The following is a 20,871-nucleotide window of genomic DNA, read 5'->3' on the forward strand; positions in this document are numbered from 1 at the left end:
GGCATGCTGGACGGCATGAGCAGCTTCGGCAGGACCTCGGTCATCTTCGATCTGGACGGCACGCTCGTGGACAGCGAGCCCAACTATTACGAGGCGTCGCGTGCCCTGCTCGCCCAGTTCGCGGGCCGGGAGTACACCTGGGCCGACAACGAGCGCTACGTCGGCATCAGTTCCCGCGAGACGCTCGCCGCGTGGCGGCGCGAGTACGGCATCGAGGCCTCGGTGGCCGAGCTGCTCGCCGACCTCGACCGCCGCTATCTGGAGCTGGCGCGCGCGAAGACGCACGTCTATCCGCAGATGCGTCAGCTCGTCGAGCGGCTGCACGGGGCGGGTGTGCCGATGGCCGTGGCGTCGGGGTCCTCCCGCGCGGCCATCGAGGCGATCCTGGCGGGCACCGGCCTGGACGCCTGGCTGACCGTGCTCGTCTCCGCGGAGGAGGTGCCGCGCGGCAAGCCGGCGCCGGACGTGTTCCTCGCCGCGGCCGCGCTGCTCGGCGCGGAGCCCGCGGACTGCGTGGTCTTCGAGGACGCCGCGCCGGGAGCGGTGGCCGCGCGGGCGGCCGGCATGCGGTGCGTGGCGATCCCCTACGTCGCCGCCCATGCCGACGACGAGGCGTTCGCGGACGCGGAACTGCTGTTTCCCGGCGGCCACAGCGAGTTCACGGCGCGGGCGGCACTGGACGCACTGGCAGCGCGCTGAGCGCCCAAGGGACGCGGGGCGCCGCTGATCCGGCCCCATGCGCCCCGCCGCTCAGGCGGCGCCGGCCACCCGCTCGGGAGTGAGCAGCTCGGCCAGCCGCTCCGGCGGCAACAGCCCCTTCTCCAGCACCAGTTCGGCGACGCCCCGCCCCGTGGCGAGCGCCTCCCGCGCGATCTCCGTGGCCGCCGTGTAACCGATGTGCGGATTGAGCGCGGTGACCAGGCCGATGGAGTTCTCCACCGAGGCCCGCAACACCTCGGTGTTGGCGGTGATGCCCTCGACACAGCGCTCGGCGAGGGTCGTGCAGGCGGCGCGCAGCGAGGTGATGCTCTTGGCGAGCGAGTGCAGGATGACCGGCTCGAAGGCGTTGAGCTGGAGCTGGCCGGCCTCGGCGGCCATGGTGATGGTGACGTCGTTGCCGATGACCTCGAAGGCGACCTGGTTGACGACCTCCGGGATCACCGGGTTGACCTTGCCCGGCATGATGCTCGAACCGGCCTGCACCGGCGGCAGGTTGATCTCGTTGAGCCCGGCGCGCGGCCCCGAGGAGAGCAGCCGCAGGTCGTTGCAGCTCTTGGAGAGCTTGACGGCGATGCGCTTCAGGACGCCGGACAGGTGCACGAAGGCACCGCAGTCCTGGGTGGCCTCGACCAGGTTGGCGGCGGTCACCAGCGGCATGCCGGTGATGTCGGCGAGGTGGCGGCGCGCCGTCTCGGCGTATCCGGCGGGGGCGTTGAGGCCGGTGCCGATGGCCGTGGCGCCGAGGTTGATCTCGTGGATCAGCTCGACGGCCTCGGCGAGGCGCATGCGGTCCTCGTCGAGCATCACGGCGTACGCGGAGAACTCCTGGCCGAGCGTCATCGGCACCGCGTCCTGGAGCTGGGTGCGCCCCATCTTCAGGACGTCGCGGAACTCCAGGGCCTTGGCCGCGAACGCGTCCTGCACGTGTGCCATGGCGCGCAGCAGCCCGTGCACCGCGCTGATCGTCGCGATCTTGACGGCGGTCGGGTAGACGTCGTTGGTGGACTGGCTGAGGTTGACGTCCTCGTTGGGGTGCAGGTGCTCGTAGGCGCCCTTGGGGTGGCCGAGGAGTTCGAGGGCGCGGTTGGCGACGACCTCGTTGGCGTTCATGTTGGTGGAGGTGCCCGCGCCGCCCTGGATGACGTCGACCACGAACTGGTCGTGCAGCCGGCCCGCGCGGATCTCCCGGCAGGCGGCGACGATCGCGTCCGCCTTGGCCTTCGGGAGCAGCCCCAGTTCCTCGTTGGCGCGTGCCGCGGCTTCCTTGACGGCGGCGAGCGCGTCGATGAGCTGCGGGTACACGGAGATGGGGATGCCCGTGATGGGGAAGTTCTCCGTGGCGCGCAGGGAGTGGATGCCCCAGTAGGCGTCGGCGGGGACGTCGCGGTCGCCGAGCAGGTCGTGCTCGCGGCGGAGGGGGGCGGTGGGGGCGGCGGTCATGGGTGCTGTTCTCTTCCGGGGGTCGTACGCGGTGGGGCTGAGCGCCCCGACGGGGGCGCGAGGAACTGCGCGGCTGATCACGACGGTCCGCAGGCCGATCACGAAGACCCGCGGGCCGGGCACGGTCTTCGGCGGGACGCTCGGGCGGTCTTCGGCGGGACGCTGAGGCGGACTTCGGCAGACGCTCGGGCGGTCTTCAGCGGGACGCTGAGGCCGTCTTCGGCAGACGCTCAAACGGCCTACGGCGGACGCTCAGACGGCCTTCGGCGGTACGCCCAGGCGACCTTCGGCGGACGCTCAGACGGCCTTCGGCGGACGCTCAGGCCGCCGTCGCTTCCGCCGGGACGGCCGCCTCCCCGACGACGCGTCGCAGGGCGGCCGTACGCTCCCGCGGGCCGGTGGCGCCGAGCAGCGCCGCGAGGACCGCGCTGCGCGCCTGCCCGGCGCGCAGCGTGCCGGTCAGGACGGCGCCGGCGGCCGAGAGGTCGACGGCGCCGCCGTGGGTGTAGATCTCCGTGACGGGGCCGGAGGGGACGCGGGTGGTGAGGGCGACGAGCACGCCCCGCTCCACGGCGTCCGCGACGGCGGTGACGAACTCCGGGGTGGCGTTGCCCGCCCCGGTGGCGACCAGCACGATGCCCTGGGCGCCCGCCGCGACCGCCGTCTCCAGGAGCAGCGGGTCGGCGTCGACGTGGTGCATGACCATGTCGATGCGGGGCAGCGAGTCGGCGGTCGCGGGCAGCGGGAGCGGCTCGGGGCGCCACGGGCGGTGCGTGATCGACACCTTGCCGAAGCCGACCTTGCCGACGCGCGGCCCCGAGGGGTCCGCGAAGGCGTCGGCGGCGAGGGTCTGGGTCTTGACGGTGCCGCGCGCGGCGTGCACCTTGCCGTCGAAGACGACCAGGACACCGAGGTCGCGCACGGTGGCGGCGGTGAGCAGCGCGTCGTAGAGGTTGCCGGGCCCGTCGCCGTCCTCGGCGCCGAGCGGCTTCTGCGCGCCGGTGAAGACGACCGGGCGGGGGTCGTGGTGGTGCAGGTCGAGCAGGAAGGCGGACTCCTCCAGGGTGTCCGTGCCGTGCGTGACGACGATGCCGTCGACGCCGGGGTCGGCGAGCACCTCGTGCACGGTGCGCAGCAGGGTGAGCTGCTGGGCGGAGGTCAGTCGCGGGCTGTTCACGTTGAACAGGTCGATGACCTCGGAGGCTATGCCGTGGGGTATCGACGCCGAGGCGAGCACCTCGCGGCCGGGGGCGTCGGCGGCGAAGCCGGTCCCCTGCCAGCGGCTGGCGATCGTCCCGCCGGTGCTGATGACGACGACCCGTCGCGCCTGCGCTTCCACCTCTGTGTACCTCCCATGCGTCCCGAGGACTCCTCGGCCCTCCGACCGGCCCTCCGACCGGCCCTCCGAACGGCCCTCCGAACGGCGGGCGGCCTCTACGCAAGGTTAGTTCGAACACCGCGCAATGTGCTTGCCGAAATCCGCGCCTCGCGCAACACTCGTAGAGGATAATTGCGCCATGGACGAGATCGATCGCAATATTTTGCGCGAGCTGCAGAGCGACGGCCGGCTGACGAATCAGGAGCTGGCCCAGCGGGTCGGTCTGAGCGCGTCCCCGTGCCTGCGGCGGGTGCGCCAGCTGGAGCTGGATGGCGTGATCCAGGGCTATCGCGCCGTCGTCGACCCCGAGGCGGTGGGCCGGGGCTTCGAGGTGCTGGTCTCCATCGAGGTGCGCCGGGACCGCGCCACGGTCGAGGCCTTCGAGGCGGCGCTCCAGGAGATCCCGGACGTGATCGAGGCGTACCGCCTGTTCGGCAGTCCGGGGTGCCTGCTGCGCATCGCCGTCGCGGACCTCGCGGCGTACGAGCGGCTGTGGATCGAACGGCTCACGGCGCTCGCGGGGGTCACGGAGGTCAACTCGCAGATCATCATGAAGCGGATCAAGGACCCCGAAGGCCTGCCGGTGGACGGCTGACCGCCCCCACCGAAGGGCCACTTCGGGCGGGCTGGCCCCCCTTGGTGCGGACCCATTTGGTACAGACCTATTTGGTACAGACCTATTGACGGCGGGTCCGGTCCTTCCTACCGTGACGCTTCGCACCACGCACGTCTCCTCCCCCCTCGCACCCAAGGAGCACAGCGTGATCGGTCGGACGTTACGCCTGCTGGGGACCGCCCTGGCACTGGCCTGTGTCGCACAGCTCCCGGCGGCCGCGGCGGCCCCCTCCGCCACGCCCCGGGCCGACACCTGCGCCGTCAAGTCGAGACCCACCGGCAAGGTCCTCCAGGGCTACTGGGAGAACTGGGACGGCGCGGCCAACGGCGTGCACCCGCCCTTCGGCTGGACCCCCATCACCGACTCCCGGATACGCCAGCACGGCTACAACGTGGTCAACGCCGCGTTCCCCGTGATCCGCTCCGACGGGACGGTCCTGTGGGAGGACGGAATGGACTCGACGGTGAAGGTCGCGACACCCGACGAGATGTGCCGGGCCAAGGCGGACGGCGCCACGATCCTGATGTCCGTCGGCGGCGCGGCGGCCGGCATCGACCTCAGCTCCGCCAAGGTCGCGGACCGCTTCGTCGAGACGATCGTGCCGATCCTGAAGAAGTACAACTTCGACGGCATCGACATCGACATCGAGACCGGCCTCGTGGGCAGCGGCAACATCAACCAGCTCTCCGCCTCGCAGGCCAACCTCGTCCGCATCATCGACGGCGTACTGGCCCGCATGCCCGCGAACTTCGGCCTCACGATGGCCCCCGAGACCGCGTACGTCACCGGCGGCAGCGTCACCTACGGCTCGATCTGGGGCGCGTACCTGCCGATCATCAAGAAGTACGCGGACAACGGCCGCCTGTGGTGGCTCAACATGCAGTACTACAACGGCAGCATGTACGGCTGCTCCGGCGACTCCTACTCGGCGGGCACCGTCCAGGGCTTCACCGCCCAGACCGACTGCCTCAACAAGGGCCTGGTGGTCCAGGGCACCACCATCAAGGTCCCCTACGACAAACAGGTCCCCGGCCTGCCCGCCCAGCCCGGCGCGGGCGGCGGCCACATGTCGCCGAGCCTGGTCGCCCAGGCGTGGAACACGTACAACGGCGCCCTGAAGGGCCTGATGACGTGGTCCATCAACTGGGACGGGTCGAAGGGGTGGACGTTCGGGGACAACGTCAAGCGGCTCACCCAGCTCGCCGGCCGGTGACAGGAAACGCTGATGTGACCGCCTGCCTGGCGGTGGCGGCCAGTGTCCGCCGGTCCGCGCCCCGGACCGGCGGGTGCGCCGTGATCCGTACGGTCAGGCCGCGGGCGGCGGCCACCCGGCGCAGCGAGGTCGTGAAGTCCTCATCGCCGAGGAAGGCGGCCGTCGCGGTGGGCGCGCCGGCCTGCCGGTAGGCGACCGTCACCGGCCGCACGGGCGCGCCCGCGTCGGCCGCGGCCTGGAAGGCGGCCCGCCGGAAGCGGCCGCCCGCCGCGGCACACCACGTCGTCGCCTGGGGGAAGACGAGCACCGACGCGCCACCCCGGAGGTCGCCCGCCAACTCTTCGACCATGTCGGGGAGTCGGCGTGGGCTGCCGCCCCGGTCGATGAACCGCGTCCCCGCGCGCCGGGCCAGCGTGCCGACCACCGGCCACCGGCCGACCTCCCGCTTGGCGAGGACCCGCACCGGCTCCACGGCGAGCAGGGCGACGGCGTCGAGCCAGGAGATGTGGTTCGCCACGACGAGGGTGCCCACACCCGTGCCGTCCGGCGCGCTCAGGCACCTCGCGCCCCCTGTCTCCAGCCGCACCCCGAGTGCGCCGAGCACCGCCCGCGCCTCGGCCCGCAGCAGCCGGGGTTCGGCGAGCCGCTCGCCCCGCGCGGCGGCCCGGACGAGTACGCCGACCAACGCGACGTAGCGGCGGACCAGTTCGGCCCGCGGCACCCGGGTCACCGGGTCGGTGGCGCAGCTGGCCGGGCAGCCGGGGTCGAGCGCCCAGGGGCCGGCGGGGTTCACCGCGGCCCGCCCGGGGCGTCCTCGCCCAGGAAGTAGCGGCGGTGCCGCGCGCTGAGCCGCTCCGTGTCCAGGAGGACGAAGAAGTCCGCGACGTCGAACTCCGGGTCGTGGGCGGGTGCTCCGCAGATCCAGGCGCCGAGGCGGAGGTAGCCGCGCAGCAGCGGCGGCAGGTCGCCGGGGACGGGGCGCTCGGGGGCGGGCGCCGTGGGGGTCCAGGGGCGTCGGGGGCGGACGCGCAGCTCGGGCGGCGCGGCGTGCTTGGTGGTGCCCAGCAGCCAGGCGCTGGAGGCGGCCCGGCCGCCGTCGGCGAGCGGTACGGAGGCGCAGCCCGCCAGGTACCGGTGGCCCGCGAGCAGGACGTAGCGGGCGAGGGCGGACCACATGAGGTTGATGACGGCCCCCGAGCGGTGGTCGGGGTGGACGCAGGAGCGGCCCGCCTCGACGGTGGCGGACCGCAGCCCGGCGAGGGCGCTCAGGTCGAACTCCCCGTCGGAGTAGGACCGTTCGGTTCGGCCGGGCGGCAGCAGCCGGTAGGTGCCGACGACGCCGCCGGTCGCGGTGTCGCTGACGATGAGGTGGTCGGCGAGGTCGTCGTGGGCGTCGATGTCGTGGCCGGGCAGGGGCGTGTCGAGCGTCGCGCCCAGCTCCTCGCCGAACACGCGATGGCGCAGCCGCTGGGCGGCCCTGATCTGATCGGCGGTGTCCGCGATGGCGGTGACGTAGGAACCGGCGGCCGTCGAAACGACTGATGTCGAGGGCATGACACTTCCGTTCTCGGTTCGGTGCGAGGGGGACGCGGGGCGCGAGGCGCGTTCGGGGACGTTCGACTTTGGGGACGTTCAGCACGGTGGCGGCGCGGACTGAACTGCACGCTTCGGACGCGCGTCGCCCGCACGTCCGGCGCACGTCGGGAACGGCACGCCGCCGTGTGCCCGGCCCGCATTCGCGGAATGAGCGGGGCCCGCCGGGACGTTCAGCCGACATGACCAGCGATCAGCGCACGATCACCAATCCGGCCTCCCTCCACGACCCGAAGCCGTTCGGCTACAGCCATGCCGTAGCGGCCCCCGGCGAGCTCGTGTTCATCGCCGGCCAGTACGCCTCGGACGCCACGGGCGCCGCCGTGCCCGGGGACTTCGCCGCACAGGTGGAGCTGGCCCTGGACCGGCTGCGGACGGCACTGGAGGCGGTGGGCCTCGGATACGAGCACGTGGTCCGGCTCGGCACCTACATGGTGGACCACGGCCCGGACAGGCTCGCCCCGCTGGGCAAGGCGCTCCACGCCCGCTTCGGCGACCGCCTCCCGGCCCAGACCCTGAGCGGCGTGGCCGCGCTCGCCCTGCCCGGCATGCTGTTCGAGGTGGACGCGGTGGCGGTACGTCCTTAGCGGCGGACGCCGGTCGGGCGGTGCCGCGTTCGCCTCGCGGGGTGCGCGACTCCGGCCGTCGGCCGGGGGCCGCCATTGACCCGCTCGGGGTCAGCGCCGTACAAACGCCGCATGCCACCTCCCCTTCCCCTCGCCGGTATCACCGTCGTCAGCCTCGAGCAGGCCGTCGCCGCCCCCTTCGCCACCCGGCAGCTCGCCGATCTGGGCGCTCGTATCATCAAGGTCGAGCGGCCGGACGGCGGTGACTTCGCGCGGCGCTACGACACCACTGTGCGCGGCCAGGCCAGCTATTTCGTCTGGCTCAACCGTTCCAAGGAGTCGCTCACCCTGGATCTCAAGTCGGAGCGCGGCAGGCAGATCCTGGAGGAACTGCTCGCGGGCGCCGACGTGTTCGTGCAGAACCTCGCCCCGGGCGCCGCCGACCGCCTGGGCCTCGGCGCCGAGCGGCTCCAGGAGCGCCACCCCCGCCTCATCCCCTGCACGGTCAGCGGATACGGCACCGACGGCCCCTGGGCGGACCGCAAGGCGTACGACCTGCTCATGCAGTGCCAGACCGGGCTGCTCCAGCTCACCGGCACCGAGGACGAGGCGGTGCGCGTGGGCATCTCCGTGGCGGACATCGCGGGCGGCATGTACGCCTACAGCGGCATCCTGGCGGCGCTGTTCACCAGGGCGACGACCGGCCGCGCCCCGACCGTGGAGGTCTCCCTCTTCGACGCGCTCGCCGAGTGGATGAGCCAGCCCGCCTACTACACGCGGTACGGCGGCATCCAGCCGCCCCGTGTCGGCGCCCGGCACGCGACGGTCGCCCCGTACGGCCCGTTCACCGCGTCCGACGGCAAGGACGTGCTGCTGTCCGTGCAGAACGAACGCGAATGGGCCGCGCTGTGCGGGCAGTTCCTCGGCCGCCCCGAGCTGACGGACGATCCGCGCTTCGCCACCGGCTCGGACCGCGTGGCGCACCGCGAGGCGCTCGACGCGCTCATCTCCGTACGCTTTTGCCAACTCGGCAGCGAGGAGGCGATGAAGCTGCTCGACCGGGCCGGGATCGCCAACGCCGGAGTCAATTCGGTGCACGAGTTCCTCGCCCACCCGGTACTCACCGAACGGGGCCGCTGGCAGGACATCCGCGTGCCCGGCACGTCCGAGCCCGTGCAGGCGCTGCTGCCGCCGGCCGCCCTCTCCGGGGTCGTCCCGCGCATGGACCCGGTGCCGGAAGCGGGCGAGCACACCGGGGCGATCCTCGCCGAACTGGGCCACGGCCCCGACGACATCGCCCGGCTGCGCGCGGAAGGGGTCTGCGGGTGAGCGCCCTGGACGTCTGAGCCGTCAGTACGAGGCCGCGTGGGCGGGCGGCACCGAGACCGACATGGTCATCTCGACCGGTTCGGGCCCCTTGTTGTGGTAGCCGTGCGGCACGTTGGCCTCGAAGGTGGCGGCCGATCCCGCGGTGACGAGGTGCTCGACGCCGTCCACGACGAGGGTCAGCTCGCCCCGCGAGACGTGCAGCAGCTCGATGGTGCCCGGCGGGTGCGCGTCGGAGGCGCTGCCCTCGCCCGGCACCAGGTGCCAGGACCACAGCTCGAAGGGGCCGCGCGCCTCCGCCCCGACCAGGAGCGTGGTGCTGCTGCCCGCCTCGGTGGACCACATGCGCACCGCCTGCTCCGGCGGCACGAGCCGGACGTGCGGGCCCTGTTCGTAGTCCAGGAGCGTGGTGATGCTGACGCCCAGCGCGTCCGCGAGCTTGACGGTGATGCCGACGCTGGGGTTGGTCCTGGCCTGCTCGATCTGGATGATCATGCCGCGGCTCACCCCGGCGCGGGCCGCGAGGGCGTCGAGAGTGAAACCCCTCTCGTTGCGCCAGCGCTTGAGGTTGCGCGCGAGCGACTGGGTCAGCTGGTCGAGGTCCGACACATTCCGTCCAATATTTTGGATGACAGAGTTCAGGATATTGAACTACCGTGTGGTGCACCTGATGGTTCCCGATGGTTCACGACACTGTACTGCGAGGCCCTCTCCATGACCGCACTGTTCGCCCTGGCCACCAGCCTCCTGTGGGGCCTCGCCGACTTCGGCGGCGGTGTGCTGACCCGGCGCATCCCCGCCCTGACGGTGGTCGTCGCCTCGCAGGCGGTCGCCGTGCTCGTGCTGGGCGCCATCGTGGTGGCGACCGGCGGGTGGACGGAGTGGGGGCCCCGGCTGTGGTTCGCGGTGGGCGCGGGGCTGGTCGGCCCCGTCGCCATGCTCGCGTTCTACAAGGCCCTCGCGCTCGGCCCGATGGGCGTCGTCTCGCCGCTCGGCTCGCTCGGTGTCGCCGTGCCGGTCGGCGTCGGCCTCCTCCTCGGCGAGCGGCCCGGGCTCGCGCAGTTCGCGGGGATCGCCGTGGCGCTGGCGGGCATCGTGCTCGCGGGCGGGCCCGAGCTGCGCGGGGCTCCCGTGCGGCGGCGGGCGGTACTCCTCACGCTGCTCGCGGCGTTCGGCTTCGGCGGCGTCATGGCGCTGATCTCCGAGGCGTCGAGCAACCTGACCGGGCTGTTCCTCGCGCTCTTCGTGCAGCGGGTGACGAACGTGGCGGCGGGCGGTGTCGCCCTGTACGTCTCCGTGCGGCGCGGCGGCGCGGCGCTGCCCGAGGGCACCGGGTCCGGCGTCCTGTGGGCCGCGCTCCCGGCCCTCGCCTTCGTCGGCCTGGCGGACGTCGCGGCCAACGGCACGTACTCCGTGGCGGCCCAACACGGCCCGGTCACCGTCGCCGCGGTCCTGTCCTCCGTCTACCCGGTGGTCACGGCACTGGCGGCGCGGGCGGTACTGAAGGAGCGGCTGCGGGGGATCCAGGCGGCGGGAGCGGGCCTGGCACTGGTGGGAACGGTACTGCTGGCGAGCTGACAGCGCCCCGCGAGGAGCACGCGGCGAGGCGACTTCTGCGGTGCGATCAGCGGGGGAACCGCGCGGTGCGCGGCGGGCTGACAGCGGCCCACGAGAGGCGCCGGGACCCACGCGGCAAGCCACGGCGGCCGCGCGGCCGACACGAGACCCGACGCCGGCCTTGCCGGCCTCACCCTTTGCCCGACTCCCCCGGTTCCCCCAACTCTTCCAGCTCTTCCAGCTCCCCCTGATCCGCCAACTCCCCCAGCGCGACGAGCTGTTCCGGCGTGACCCCGTCGGGAATCGGCACCGGCGCCGGCGTACGCAGCGGCGGCTGCCAGCCCGCCTGCGCGTCCCAGGTCCGCACGACGCGGGCCGGCGCACCCGCCACCACCGCGTGGTCGGGGACCTCGCCCCGCACGACCGCCCCCGCGGCGACCACCACATTGCGCCCTATGCGGGCCCCCGGCAGGATCACCGCGCCCGTCCCCACCCAGCACCCGGGGCCGATCTCCACGGGGTCCATCCGCGGCCACTGCTTGCCGATGGGCGTGTGCGGATCGTCGTAGGAGTGGTTCGTGGACGTCACGTACACATAGGGGCCGAAGTAGCAGTCGTCGCCGATCGTCACCGCCGTGTCGGCGATGACGTGGCTGCCGCGCCCGAGCACGACACCGTTGCCGATACGGAGGATCGGGTCGGGTCCGAGGTCGAGGTCCGGCATCATCCCCGCGGTGAGTGTGACGTGCTCGCCCACGATGCAGTGGTCGCCGAGCCGTATCCACGGCTCACCGAAGACGGTGCCCTGGGGGAAGGCGAGCTTCGTGCCCTCGCCGATCGCGCCGAACCGCAGCCGTCCCGGGTGCGCGGCGGTCACCGCGCCCGTGCGCCGCACCCACGACCAGCCCGAGTGGACCGCGCGCTGCGCTAGACGGCGCGGCGCGGCGGCAAGGGATGAGAACGTGTTCTTGTTCGTCGGCACGCGCTCACGTTACTCAGTGCCACCCTGCCCCGCAGGCCCCCGGCCTGTGATCTTCACCCCACGCGGCCGCGCCGGCCCCCGCGTCCCGTACCGTGCCGTCAGGCGCGACGACGTACCGAAGAGGGAGACATCCGATGGGCCACGAGGCACTCATCGCCGGCATCGGCGGCAAGAGCCCGAAGATCGATCAGGACGCGTTCACCGCGCCGACGTCGGTCGTGCTCGGCGAGGTGACCCTGCACGCGGGGGCGAGCACCTGGTACGGCGCGGTGCTCCGCGCCGACGGCGGGCCCATCGTCGTGGGCGCCGACAGCAACATCCAGGACAACTGCAGTCTCCACGTCGACCTGGGCTTCCCCCTCACCATCGGCGAGCGCGTCTCGGTGGGGCACAACGCCGTCCTGCACGGCTGCACCGTCGAGGACGACTGCCTGATCGGGATGGGCGCCACCGTCCTGAACGGCGCGGTGATCGGCGCCGGCTCGCTGGTCGCCGCGCAGGCCCTGGTACCACAGGGCATGCGCGTGCCCCCGGGCTCACTCGTCGCGGGCGTGCCCGCCAAGGTGCGCAGGCCGCTCACCGACGAGGAGCGCGAGGGCATCTCGCACAACGGCACCATGTACGTCGAGCTGGCCAGGGCCCACCGCGACGCACACGCCGGAAGGTGACTCAGTCGGCGACCGGGACGTGCCGCGGCTCGGCGCCGGGAGCCTCGGCCGCCTCCGCCTCGATCTCGGCCGCCGCCTTCTTCGCCCGCCGCTTGACGAACAGCATCGAGCCGACGCCGATCAGCACGGCGATGGCGAGCCCCACGTAGGAGAAGCGCTTCAGCCAGTCCTCGGCCACCACGCCGATGTAGTAGATGACCGCGGTGGTGCCGCCCGCCCAGACGATGCCGCCGAGGACGTTGGCGACGAGGAACTTCCAGTACGGCATGCGCAGGACGCCGGCGAGCGGGCCCGCGAAGATGCGGAGCAGGGCGACGAAGCGGCCGAAGAAGACCGCCCACATGCCCCACTTCTGGAAGGACCGCTCGGCGCTCGCCACGTTGGCCGCGCCGAAGTGCTTGGGGAACTTGCGCTCCAGCCAGGCGAGCAGCGGCCGCCCGCCCTTGCGCCCGATGGCGTAGCCGATGGAGTCCCCGATGATGGCGCCCGCGGTGGCGCACGCGCCCAGGATCACGGGGTTGAGTTCCCCGTGCTGGGAGGAGAGGAGGGCCGCGGAGACCAGGACGATCTCACCGGGCAGCGGAATGCCCAGGCTCTCCAGGCCGATGACGATGCCCACCAGCGCGTAGATGCTGACGGCCGGTACCTGCTCCAGCCACTCCTGGACGTGCAACGCCGGCTCCTCCCGTAGTTCCCAGTGCCTGCCCCGGCGCACGCGCCCCTCGGCCGCGCACGCCGCGAGCCTACCCGCCCCGGTTCGCCGGAAAGGAACGCGTCAGCTCGGGTCGTTGGGCCGCAGGGTCCAAAGGACCGTCATCTCCCCGGTCACCGCGCCGTCCTCGCGCCGGATCTCGACGGCGACCGGGAACTCGGGGCGCTTGCCCGCGTCGAGCTCGGCGATCACGTCGTCGGCCGGGCGGCCGAGGGTGGCCGTCGCCGTCACGGGGCCCATGGCCAGCTTCTTGTACGCGATCTGGGCGCTGACGGCCAGCGGCACGGCGCGGGAGAGCTGCGCGCCGAACGCCGCGAGGACGATGGCCCCGCTCGCGGACTCGCCCAGCGTGAACATGGCGCCGGCGTGCGGGCCGCCGACGTGGTTGTGGTACTCGCTCTGGTCGGGCAGGGCCACCACGGCCTTGTCCGGCGCGGTCTCGCGGAACTCCAGGTTCAGGGTCCTGGCCATCGGCACGGTGGCGGCGAGCATCTCGCCGATCGACATCTGGTCTGCGCTCATGGCCGCGATGTTACCCATGAGTAGCCCCATTGGCCAGGCCCTCGGCCGGCCGCCCGACGGAAGGGAGCGGGAGGGAATCCTGACGCTTTTCCCCGCTTTCGCCGTACGTTCCCGCCGCGCGATCGGCGTAGGCGGGGACGCCCGTGGCACCTCTCCCCCGGGCACCTCTATGGTTACTGGCCATGTGGCCAGAACAGCAGCCGCCCGGGGGCGAGCAGAACCCGCAGGACCAGAATCAGAACCCGTATCAGCAGCCGGGTTACCAGCAGCCGAACCCCTATCAGCAGCCGGGGTATCAGCAGCAGCCGCCGGGGGGCTATCCGCAGCAGCCGCCGGCAGCGCCTGCGGGCGGCTACCAGCAGCCGCATCCGGGAGCGTTCTCGCAGCCCGAGCAGTCCCAGTGGTCCGCTCCGACACCGGCCGCCGGACTGCCGCAGCACAGCGGCGGCGGCCAGGGCGGGGGCGGCGGCAACAAGACGAAGATCACCGCCATCGTCGCCTCGCTGGCCGTGGTGGTGGCGGCCGGGGTCACCGGCTTCCTCGTCCTCGGCGGCGACAAAGATGACAAGGACGACAAGGCGGCCCCGGCAAAGCCGTCGAAGTCCGCCACCGAGAAGCCGAGCCCGACGCCCACCGGCGGCGGCAACGAGCGCGGTGAGGGCGGCGAGGACAAGCCGACGATCCCCGGCTGGCAGGTCGTGGTGAACCCCAAGTGGGGCACCGCCTTCGACGTCCCGGCGGACTGGGTGCTCAGGACCCCGGACACGTTCATCGGCTTCGACGACCGCAAGGACAAGGGCGCGAAGGCCATCATCGGCATGTCGGCGCCCGCCATCTACAAAGAGAAGTGGTGCACGTCCGACGACGACAAGGACGGCACGTCCGACGACACCGAGCTCGCCGCGGTCGGCACCAAGGGCCAGAACGGCGCGAAGAACACCAAGGACATCGCGCGCAACGACTCGGCCTGGTGGGTCTACGGCGGCTACACCGAGCAGACCAAGGCCGACAAGAAGAAGATCAAGATCGGCAAGGTGGAGGACTTCACCACCGAGTCGGGCATCAAGGGCAGCGTCGCCACCTCGACGACGTCCGGCACCGCCACGTCCGCCAAGTGCGACTCGGACGGCAAGGCCACCACGTTCGCCTTCAAGAACGAGGCCGGTGAGTACGTGGCCTGGACGCTGTACGGCGCCAAGGGCGTCAAGGACGAGCTGTCCGACGCGACGGTGAAGAAGATCCTCTCCACGGTCCGGTGGAGCGAGGCGGGCTCCGAGGAGTCGTGAGCCGACGCACCCTCCGGGCCCGTGCGGGCGCGGGCCGACGCCGAGCCGGTTCACCTCTGAGCCACTGAAGAATCGGTTTGGCAAGTCGGTCCACCGCCGGGGATAGTCCCCGGGTGACGACTCCCGCTCCCGCGCCGCGCCGCCGCCCCTCGTGGGCGGGCCGCAATTACACGCTGCTGACCGCCGCCGCGATCGTGACGAACCTCGGAAGCCACGGGGCGTTGATCGCGGCGGCGTTCGCGGTGCTCGACGCCGGGGGCGACGGCGGGGACGTCGGGCTCGTGGCGGCCGCGCGGACGCTGCCGCTCGTCCTGTTCCTGCTCATCGGCGGCGCGGTCGCCGACCGGCTGCCGCGCCACCACGTGATGGTCGCCGCGAACGCCCTCAACTGCCTCTCGCAGGCCGCGTTCGCCGTGCTGGTCGTCGCGGGCGAGCCGCAGCTGTGGCAGATGATGCTGCTCACCGGCCTCGGCGGCGTGGGACAGGCCTTCTTCGGTCCCGCGGCCGAGGGCATGCTGATGTCCTCGGTCAGCGGCGAACAGGTCAGCCGGGCGTTCGCGATGTACCGGATGGCGATGCAGGGAGCGGGCCTCGGCGGTGCCGCGCTCGGCGGGCTGCTGGTCGCGGCGATCGGCCCGGGCTGGGTGCTCGCCGTGGACGCGGTGGCGTTCGCCGTCGCGGGCGCGCTGCGCTCCTTCCTCGACGTCGGTCACATCCCGGCGCGCGCGCCCGGCGGCGGGCTCCTCTCCGACCTGCGGGAGGGCTGGCGGGAGTTCACCGGGCGCCCCTGGCTCTGGTCGATCGTGGCGCAGTTCTCGGTCGTGGTGGCGGTGGTGGGCGCCGCCGAGTCGGTGTTCGGGCCGCTGGTCGCGCGGGACGAGCTGGGCGGCGCCGGGCCGTGGGGCCTGGCGCTCGGCGCGTTCGGCGCGGGTACGGTCGGCGGCGCGTTCCTGATGACGCGGTGGCGGCCGCGCCGGCTCCTGCTCGCGGGCACCCTCTGCGTCTTCCCGCTGGCCGCGCCCTCGGCGGCGCTCGCCGTGCCGCTGCCGGTGGCCGGGCTCGCCGCGGTGATGTTCGTCAGCGGCGTGGCGATCGAGGTGTTCGGCGTGTCCTGGATGACCGCGATGCACCAGGAGATCCCGGAGGAGAAGCTGTCGCGCGTCGCCGCCTACGACTGGTTCGGCTCGATCGCGATGGTCCCGCTGGCGACGGCCCTCGCCGGTCCCGCGGAGTCCGCGTTCGGGCGCTCCGCGTCGCTGTGGGGGTGCGCGGTGCTGGTGGTGCTGGTGACGGCGGCCGTCCTGTTCGTTCCCGACGTGCGCCGCCTGACGCGCCGTACGAAGGAGATGGCACCGGTGCCCGCGCCGCGTGCCGGCGGTTCCGCGGACGCCATCGCCGGGACCTCAGCCGATGCCGAAGGCGCCGCCGGGCGGCTCGGGTGAGGGGACGGCGTCCTCGTCGCGGACGGCACGCGCGTCCCCGATGAGGCGCCGCAGCGGTTCGCCGTGCTCGACGCGGGCGGGGAAGGCGTCGGCGGCCGCGCGCCGGGCGAGGGCGGCGACGTCGATGGGGGTGTGCGCGGCGACGAGGACCGTGTTCCCGAAGCGGCGGCCGCGCAGCACGGACGGTTCGGCGATCAGCGCGAGCTCCGCGAAGACCTCGGCGAAGGTGGCCAGTTGGGAGCGGAGGAAGGCGAAGGGGGCGCCGTCGGCGAGGTTCGCCGCGTAGATCCCGTCCGGGCGCAGCACGCGGTCGGCGGTGCGGGCGTAGGCGACCGTGGTGAGGTGCGCGGGTATCCGGGAGCCGCCGAAGACGTCGGCGACCAGGAGGTCGGCGCTGTCGTCGGGGGCCGCGTCGAGCCACTGCCTGGCGTCCGCCCCGTGCACGTCGATCCCCGAGTCCGGCTCCCACGGCAGCCGTTCGGCGACCAGGCGGAGCAGCCCGCGGTCGGCCTCGACGACGTCCTGGCGGGAGCCGGGGCGGGTGGCGGCGACATAGCGGGGCAGGGTGAGGGCGCCGCCGCCGAGGTGGAGGACGTCGAGCGGCCGGCCCGGTCCGGCGGCGGTGTCGAGGACGTGGGTGAGCCTGCGCGCGTACTCGAACTCCAGATGGGTGGGCTCGTCCAGGTCGACGTACGACTGGGGCGCACCGTCGACGGTGAGCAGCCAGGCCCGTGCCCGGTCGACGTCGGGCATCAGCTTGGCGACGCCATGATCGACGTCGCGGGTCACGGGGATGTGCTCGTCCACGCGCTCCATTGTGCCCGCCCGCCGGCCCGGTCCCGTCCGTCATGGCGTGACCTCGGCCAGGCGCGGGGCGGCGAAGCACCAGCGCAGCCACAGCGTGGACTCGATGTCCCAAAAGGGTGCGGCGGCGAGGCCGGCCGGCACCCGGACGCGGAAGCCCTGGGCCGCGACGATCGCCCGCAGCGTCATGTGGATCCCGGCGTGATCCCGGGCGGCGGCGGCCCAGTCGGGGTGGACGTCGTCGCCGTGCACGAGGGGGTAGCGCCCGACGAAGGCGGCCCAGTCGCCCGCGCCGCCGATGTCGAGGATGTCGCCGGCGGGGGCGGTGACCGGCAGGTGCCAGGTCTGCCAGGGCCGGGGGTGGAGGGTGGAGCCGATGTCGAGGTAGGTGCGCCACATGCCGGGCCCGTCGTGCCGTGCCGTGGAGGTGTAGAGCCCCAGGTGGAACGGTTTCGTGCCGGGTGGTCCGGGGTGTTCGCCGGGCGCGGTGAACCGGCCCGGGTCGGGGGCGGGGTGCCGGTGCGGCGCCAGGGCGTGGGGGGCGGTGCCGATCCAGTGCTGCCGGGTCCGGTCGAGGGGCCCGCGGACCAGGCTCTCCTCGTCGCGGGCGAGCCGGGCGAGCAGCAGGCAGGTGGCGGCCAGTTCGTCCGCCTCCCCCACCTCCGCGGGGGTGAGGACGGCCGGGCCGCCCGCCAGGGCCGTCATCTCGGGCTCGGTCGAGGCCGTCATGACGGAGGTGAAGTGGCGGAGCCGGGCGCCCGTGCCGGCGCCCGGGTCCGCCGCCGCGTCGAGCCGGGTCACGCGGCGGCGCAGGATCTCGATGGAGGTGAGGGGCACGCCGGCACTCCTTCCCCGGCGGCGGCCCGCACGCCGGACGCCGCGCTCGCGGCGCAGGTGCGGGTCAGCAGGAGAGGGCCACTTCCTGCCCGAAGCCGTTGGAGGACCCGGTCGGCGGGCGGTAGCCGGGCGGGAAGACGACCTTGAAGTACATCCAGCCGCGGTAGTTGCCGGGGCTGCACCGCACGGCCGCGTTGTTCTGGCCGCCGCGGGTGTTGCGCTGGGTCCTGAGCGCGGATTGGTTGACGAGGCGTCCGTTCTTGTAGAGGGCCGCCCGCGTGGTGATCTCCGGCACCGGTCCCGTGCACGAGACCGTCACGACGACGTTGACGGTGCCGGGCACGTGGGTGGAGTTGTGCGGGCGCTGGACCTGGCCCTCGCAGCGGATCACCGCCGAGGCGGCCGCGTCCGAGCCGGACCTGCCGGCTTCCGCGTGCCCGGACGCGGGCCTCTGCCCGGCGGGCACGGCGGCCGGGGCGGACGGGTCGGGCCCCGCCCCGCGCGCCGCGCCGGGTGAGGTGCCGCCGATGAGTGCCAGGACCGCCATCGACGCCGAGGCGGCCGCCGTCTTCCAGGTGCGCATGTCTGCTCCCGCGAGTTCGCCTGCTCCGGACTTGGTACGGGCTCGACGCTACCGTACGTAGTCACTTCGGCACATTGGGCAACAGGCGCTCTCCCCCGGCGCGTTGGAGCACACGGCGCACACCAGAGACCTCAGGGCTCGAAAAGGGGGTTGCCGCTCAACGCGCCCGGGGGGGGCGGGCAGTGCTCGTGCGCACTGCCCGCCCCTGGGACGTGGCCTGACCGAGCGTCAGGCGACCTCCGTGACGGTGCCCGCGCCGATCGTGCGGCCGCCCTCGCGGATGGCGAAGCCGAGGCCCGTCTCCAGCGGTACGTCGCGCCCCAGTTCGACGGTCATCGTGACCGTCTCGCCGGGGCGGGCCACCGCCGTCCCGCCGAGGTCGACGGCACCGACCACGTCCCCGGTGCGGATGTAGAACTGCGGCCGGTAGCCGGTGGTGATCGGCGTCGCGCGGCCGCCCTCCCGCGCCGACAGGACGTACACCTGCGCGGTGAAGCGGCGGCGGGGGCTGACGCTGCCGGGCGCCGCGACCACGTGGCCGCGGCGGACCGCGTCGCGTGGCAGGCCGCGCAGCAGCAGCGCGACGTTGTCGCCGGCCTGCGCCTCCTCCATCGGCTTGCCGAAGGTCTCCAGGCCGGTGACCACCGTCTCGGTGTCCGCGCCGAGGATCTCCACCCGGTCGCCGAGGCGGACGGTGCCGCGCTCGACGGCGCCGGTGACCACGGTGCCCCGCCCGGTGATGGTGAGCACGTTCTCGACGGGCAGCAGGAACGGCGCGTCGAGATAGCGCTCGGGCACCGGCACATACGTGTCCACGGCGTCGAGCAGCGCCTGGATGGCGGCGGTCCACCGGGGCTCGCCCTCCAGCGCCCGCAACCCGGAGACGCGTACGACAGGGACGCTGTCACCCCCGTACCCGTGCGCGGAGAGCAGGTCGCGGACCTCCAGCTCGACCAGGTCGGTCAGCTCCTCGTCCCCGGCGTCGGCCTTGTTCAGGGCCACGACGACGTGGTCGACGCCGACCTGACGGGCGAGCAGCACGTGCTCGGCGGTCTGCGGCATGATCCCGTCGAGCGCCGAGACGACGAGGATCGCCCCGTCGAGCTGGGCGGCGCCGGTGACCATGTTCTTGACGTAGTCGGCGTGGCCCGGCATGTCCACGTGCGCGTAGTGCCGGGTGTCGGTCTCGTACTCGACGTGCGCGATGTTGATGGTGATGCCGCGCTGGGCCTCCTCCGGCGCGCGGTCGATGCGGTCGAAGGGCACGAACGTGCCGGCGCCGCGCTCGCTGAGGACCTTGGTGATGGCGGCGGTCAGGGTGGTCTTGCCGTGGTCGACGTGGCCCATGGTGCCGATGTTGAGGTGGGGCTTCGTGCGGACGTAAGCCGTCTTGGGCATGGTGGTTCCTTCTCGGGAACTCGAAGCTGTTGTCCCGGACCGGTGTGTACGCGGTCGGGACGGGGACCCCGGGGGCCGGACCGACCCTCCCCCTGCGGGGTCCGCCGGTGTGTCCGGGGAGGGTCAGCCTCGGGCGCCGTCGAAGGCGTCGAGTGCGGGGACGGCAGCCGTCGCAGCGCCCGCGACTGCGGGCGTGGCTGCGAGGAGGGCGTACCGGGACATGCCTCAGATCCTCACCGAAGAGGACGCGGGCGTCGAATGGTTTTCCGCCCGAACTGCGCGCACCGTGCGGGTGGTTGCCGCCGCGACCCACCGGGTGCCGTCAGGGGTACTCCAGGGCTTCCCGCACGGGCCGGGACGAGGGGGCGAGCGCGCTGTGGACCGCGTCACTTCCCGGGAGCGCGACGCTTGTGCGACCTCGGGACTGTGACGCCCGTGAGACGCACCATACGGCGATCAGACACATCAGCCGGTTAGTCTTCCCGGATGTTCGAGACCGCAACCGCCCGACCCCAGGGCCTCGCCGTGCGCTGCACCAAGGCGCTGCTGTCTCCGTGGTCACGCCTGTCGCTGCTCGTGGTGCTGCTCGCGGCGGCCGCGACCTGCGTGCTGCTGTTCCAGCCGCAGAGATACCTGTCCGACGGGTGGCCCGCGCAGTTGGGCGGCGCCACGGCGGTGGCCCTGTTCGCGGTGGCGTACGGGGTGTGCACCGCCGCGTTCGTCCCGCGGCCGCTGCTCAATCTGGCGGCGGGCGCGCTGTTCGGCTCCCAGGCGGGGCTCGGGGCGGCGATCGCGGGCACGGTGTTCGGCGCCGGGATCGCCTTCGGGCTCGGCCGGATGCTGGGCCAGGACGCGCTGCGGCCGCTGCTGCGGGGCCGCTGGCTGAAGGCCGCGGACGGCCAGCTCAGTCGGCACGGCTTCCGGTCGATGCTGGCCGTGCGGCTCTTTCCCGGCGTGCCGTTCGCCGCGGCCAACTACTGCGCGGCCGTCTCCCGCATGGGCTGGCTGTCCTTCCTCGTCGCCACGGGCCTCGGCTCGATCCCGAACACGGCGGCGTACGTCGTCGCGGGTGCCCGCGCCTCGACGCCGACGTCGCCCGCGTTCCTGATCGCGATGGGCTTCATCGCGGTGACGGGGCTGGCGGGGGCGGCGGTCGCCTGGTTCAAGCGCCACCACTTGCGCGGCGCGCGCTGAGTTCGGACGGCGTGGCGGGTCGGCTTCGTGCCCG

Annotated in this window: 22 protein-coding genes; 10 read left to right on the forward strand and 12 right to left on the reverse strand. The window is 73.1% G+C overall.

The features are described 5' to 3' along the window. The first annotated feature begins 15 nt into the window (after positions 1–15). Entirely contained in the window at positions 16–699 is a 684-nt protein-coding gene (locus tag ABZ385_RS22475) for an HAD family phosphatase (protein ID WP_358912840.1), read from the forward strand. 51 nt (positions 700–750) lie between these two features. Here the strand turns inward: ABZ385_RS22475 and aspA are convergent, their stop codons facing one another. Both aspA and ABZ385_RS22485 read right to left on the reverse strand, forming a co-directional pair. Beyond that, positions 751–2,160 carry an aspartate ammonia-lyase gene (aspA, locus tag ABZ385_RS22480; RefSeq protein ID WP_358701202.1) on the reverse strand — a complete coding sequence of 470 codons (1,410 nt, stop codon included), beginning with the start codon at positions 2,158–2,160 and terminating at the stop codon, positions 751–753. A gap of 319 nt (positions 2,161–2,479) precedes the next feature. Further along, positions 2,480–3,499 carry an asparaginase gene (locus tag ABZ385_RS22485; protein WP_358912842.1) on the reverse strand — a complete coding sequence of 340 codons (1,020 nt, stop codon included), beginning with the start codon at positions 3,497–3,499 and terminating at the stop codon, positions 2,480–2,482. Between the two features lie 178 nt (positions 3,500–3,677). On the opposite strand from ABZ385_RS22485, the gene ABZ385_RS22490 reads away from it, so the two are divergent. Both ABZ385_RS22490 and ABZ385_RS22495 read left to right on the forward strand, forming a co-directional pair. Further along, complete coding sequence (locus ABZ385_RS22490) at positions 3,678–4,133, forward strand: Lrp/AsnC family transcriptional regulator (RefSeq protein WP_358700172.1); 456 nt, start codon at positions 3,678–3,680, stop codon at positions 4,131–4,133. Between the two features lie 169 nt (positions 4,134–4,302). Continuing rightward, on the forward strand, positions 4,303–5,367 hold the full coding sequence (locus ABZ385_RS22495; protein ID WP_358912918.1) for a chitinase: 1,065 nt from the start codon (positions 4,303–4,305) through the stop codon (positions 5,365–5,367). Here the strand turns inward: ABZ385_RS22495 and ABZ385_RS22500 are convergent. Both ABZ385_RS22500 and ABZ385_RS22505 read right to left on the reverse strand, forming a co-directional pair. Then, a complete protein-coding gene (locus ABZ385_RS22500) occupies positions 5,345–6,160 on the reverse strand; it encodes a lysophospholipid acyltransferase family protein (protein ID WP_358912843.1) in 816 nt (271 codons plus the stop codon). The genes ABZ385_RS22495 and ABZ385_RS22500 overlap by 23 nt on opposite strands. Continuing rightward, entirely contained in the window at positions 6,157–6,921 is a 765-nt protein-coding gene (locus ABZ385_RS22505) for a GNAT family N-acyltransferase (protein WP_358912844.1), read from the reverse strand. Before ABZ385_RS22505 ends, ABZ385_RS22500 begins: the two co-directional genes overlap by 4 nt. Before the next feature lie 221 nt (positions 6,922–7,142). On the opposite strand from ABZ385_RS22505, the gene ABZ385_RS22510 reads away from it, so the two are divergent. Together ABZ385_RS22510 and ABZ385_RS22515 are read left to right on the forward strand one after the other, a co-directional pair. After that, entirely contained in the window at positions 7,143–7,547 is a 405-nt protein-coding gene (locus tag ABZ385_RS22510) for a RidA family protein (RefSeq protein ID WP_358912846.1), read from the forward strand. Positions 7,548–7,658: 111 nt separating this feature from the next. Then, positions 7,659–8,855: a CaiB/BaiF CoA-transferase family protein gene (locus ABZ385_RS22515; RefSeq protein WP_358912848.1), complete on the forward strand. Its 1,197-nt coding sequence runs from the start codon at positions 7,659–7,661 to the stop codon at positions 8,853–8,855. A 21-nt stretch (positions 8,856–8,876) separates the two neighbouring features. Here ABZ385_RS22515 and ABZ385_RS22520 read toward each other — a convergent pair whose 3' ends face one another. After that, positions 8,877–9,461: an XRE family transcriptional regulator gene (locus ABZ385_RS22520; RefSeq protein ID WP_358585570.1), complete on the reverse strand. Its 585-nt coding sequence runs from the start codon at positions 9,459–9,461 to the stop codon at positions 8,877–8,879. 105 nt (positions 9,462–9,566) lie between these two features. Here ABZ385_RS22520 and ABZ385_RS22525 point away from each other — a divergent pair, with 105 nt between their 5' ends. Beyond that, a complete protein-coding gene (locus ABZ385_RS22525; protein WP_358585572.1) occupies positions 9,567–10,430 on the forward strand; it encodes a DMT family transporter in 864 nt (287 codons plus the stop codon). Positions 10,431–10,599: 169 nt separating this feature from the next. Here the strand turns inward: ABZ385_RS22525 and ABZ385_RS22530 are convergent, their stop codons facing one another. Beyond that, positions 10,600–11,391: an acyltransferase gene (locus ABZ385_RS22530; protein ID WP_358585574.1), complete on the reverse strand. Its 792-nt coding sequence runs from the start codon at positions 11,389–11,391 to the stop codon at positions 10,600–10,602. Between the two features lie 134 nt (positions 11,392–11,525). Between ABZ385_RS22530 and ABZ385_RS22535 the strand changes: the two genes are divergently transcribed. Further along, positions 11,526–12,059 carry a gamma carbonic anhydrase family protein gene (locus tag ABZ385_RS22535; protein WP_358585576.1) on the forward strand — a complete coding sequence of 178 codons (534 nt, stop codon included), beginning with the start codon at positions 11,526–11,528 and terminating at the stop codon, positions 12,057–12,059. Position 12,060: 1 nt separating this feature from the next. Here ABZ385_RS22535 and ABZ385_RS22540 read toward each other — a convergent pair whose 3' ends face one another. Together ABZ385_RS22540 and ABZ385_RS22545 are read right to left on the reverse strand one after the other, a co-directional pair. Then, positions 12,061–12,732, reverse strand: coding sequence for a DedA family protein (locus tag ABZ385_RS22540; RefSeq protein WP_358585578.1), 672 nt, complete (start codon positions 12,730–12,732; stop codon positions 12,061–12,063). A 102-nt stretch (positions 12,733–12,834) separates the two neighbouring features. After that, positions 12,835–13,278 (reverse strand): DUF4442 domain-containing protein, encoded by a 444-nt coding sequence (locus tag ABZ385_RS22545; protein WP_358585590.1) that lies wholly within the window; start codon positions 13,276–13,278, stop codon positions 12,835–12,837. Between the two features lie 197 nt (positions 13,279–13,475). On the opposite strand from ABZ385_RS22545, the gene ABZ385_RS22550 reads away from it, so the two are divergent. Together ABZ385_RS22550 and ABZ385_RS22555 are read left to right on the forward strand one after the other, a co-directional pair. Continuing rightward, the gene (locus ABZ385_RS22550) at positions 13,476–14,579 is read left to right on the forward strand and encodes a hypothetical protein (RefSeq protein ID WP_358585580.1); all 1,104 of its coding nucleotides are present in this window, start codon (positions 13,476–13,478) and stop codon (positions 14,577–14,579) included. 113 nt (positions 14,580–14,692) lie between these two features. Next, on the forward strand, positions 14,693–16,021 hold the full coding sequence (locus tag ABZ385_RS22555) for an MFS transporter (RefSeq protein ID WP_358585581.1): 1,329 nt from the start codon (positions 14,693–14,695) through the stop codon (positions 16,019–16,021). On the opposite strand, the gene ABZ385_RS22560 is transcribed toward ABZ385_RS22555, so the two are convergent. From ABZ385_RS22560 to tuf, 4 genes are all read right to left on the reverse strand, one after another. Continuing rightward, entirely contained in the window at positions 15,983–16,828 is an 846-nt protein-coding gene (locus ABZ385_RS22560; RefSeq protein WP_358912850.1) for a fused MFS/spermidine synthase, read from the reverse strand. The genes ABZ385_RS22555 and ABZ385_RS22560 overlap by 39 nt on opposite strands. A gap of 39 nt (positions 16,829–16,867) precedes the next feature. Continuing rightward, positions 16,868–17,662, reverse strand: a complete 795-nt coding sequence (locus tag ABZ385_RS22565; protein WP_358912852.1) for a hypothetical protein — start codon at positions 17,660–17,662, stop codon at positions 16,868–16,870. 64 nt (positions 17,663–17,726) lie between these two features. Continuing rightward, a complete protein-coding gene (locus ABZ385_RS22570; RefSeq protein ID WP_358590614.1) occupies positions 17,727–18,245 on the reverse strand; it encodes a hypothetical protein in 519 nt (172 codons plus the stop codon). A 228-nt stretch (positions 18,246–18,473) separates the two neighbouring features. Next, positions 18,474–19,643 carry an elongation factor Tu gene (tuf, locus tag ABZ385_RS22575; protein WP_358912853.1) on the reverse strand — a complete coding sequence of 390 codons (1,170 nt, stop codon included), beginning with the start codon at positions 19,641–19,643 and terminating at the stop codon, positions 18,474–18,476. 486 nt (positions 19,644–20,129) lie between these two features. On the opposite strand from tuf, the gene ABZ385_RS22580 reads away from it, so the two are divergent. Beyond that, the gene (locus tag ABZ385_RS22580; RefSeq protein ID WP_358590608.1) at positions 20,130–20,837 is read left to right on the forward strand and encodes a TVP38/TMEM64 family protein; all 708 of its coding nucleotides are present in this window, start codon (positions 20,130–20,132) and stop codon (positions 20,835–20,837) included. Positions 20,838–20,871: the final 34 nt, after the last annotated feature.

Origin of the sequence: Streptomyces sp. NPDC005898, from assembly GCF_040629635.1 — a bacterium.
GTDB lineage: Bacteria > Actinomycetota > Actinomycetes > Streptomycetales > Streptomycetaceae > Streptomyces.

Excerpts from the sequence above, each read along its gene's own strand:
- ABZ385_RS22475 (WP_358912840.1), top strand. The coding sequence starts at position 16 with ATGAGCAGCTTCGGCAGGACCTCGGTCATCTTCGATCTGGACGGCACG.
- aspA (WP_358701202.1), bottom strand. The coding sequence starts at position 2,160 with ATGACCGCCGCCCCCACCGCCCCCCTCCGCCGCGAGCACGACCTGCTC.
- ABZ385_RS22490 (WP_358700172.1), top strand. The coding sequence starts at position 3,678 with ATGGACGAGATCGATCGCAATATTTTGCGCGAGCTGCAGAGCGACGGC.
- ABZ385_RS22505 (WP_358912844.1), bottom strand. The coding sequence starts at position 6,921 with ATGCCCTCGACATCAGTCGTTTCGACGGCCGCCGGTTCCTACGTCACC.
- ABZ385_RS22510 (WP_358912846.1), top strand. The coding sequence starts at position 7,143 with ATGACCAGCGATCAGCGCACGATCACCAATCCGGCCTCCCTCCACGAC.
- ABZ385_RS22515 (WP_358912848.1), top strand. The coding sequence starts at position 7,659 with ATGCCACCTCCCCTTCCCCTCGCCGGTATCACCGTCGTCAGCCTCGAG.
- ABZ385_RS22525 (WP_358585572.1), top strand. The coding sequence starts at position 9,567 with ATGACCGCACTGTTCGCCCTGGCCACCAGCCTCCTGTGGGGCCTCGCC.
- ABZ385_RS22535 (WP_358585576.1), top strand. The coding sequence starts at position 11,526 with ATGGGCCACGAGGCACTCATCGCCGGCATCGGCGGCAAGAGCCCGAAG.
- ABZ385_RS22545 (WP_358585590.1), bottom strand. The coding sequence starts at position 13,278 with ATGTCGATCGGCGAGATGCTCGCCGCCACCGTGCCGATGGCCAGGACC.
- ABZ385_RS22550 (WP_358585580.1), top strand. The coding sequence starts at position 13,476 with ATGTGGCCAGAACAGCAGCCGCCCGGGGGCGAGCAGAACCCGCAGGAC.
- ABZ385_RS22570 (WP_358590614.1), bottom strand. The coding sequence starts at position 18,245 with ATGCGCACCTGGAAGACGGCGGCCGCCTCGGCGTCGATGGCGGTCCTG.
- tuf (WP_358912853.1), bottom strand. The coding sequence starts at position 19,643 with ATGCCCAAGACGGCTTACGTCCGCACGAAGCCCCACCTCAACATCGGC.
- ABZ385_RS22580 (WP_358590608.1), top strand. The coding sequence starts at position 20,130 with ATGTTCGAGACCGCAACCGCCCGACCCCAGGGCCTCGCCGTGCGCTGC.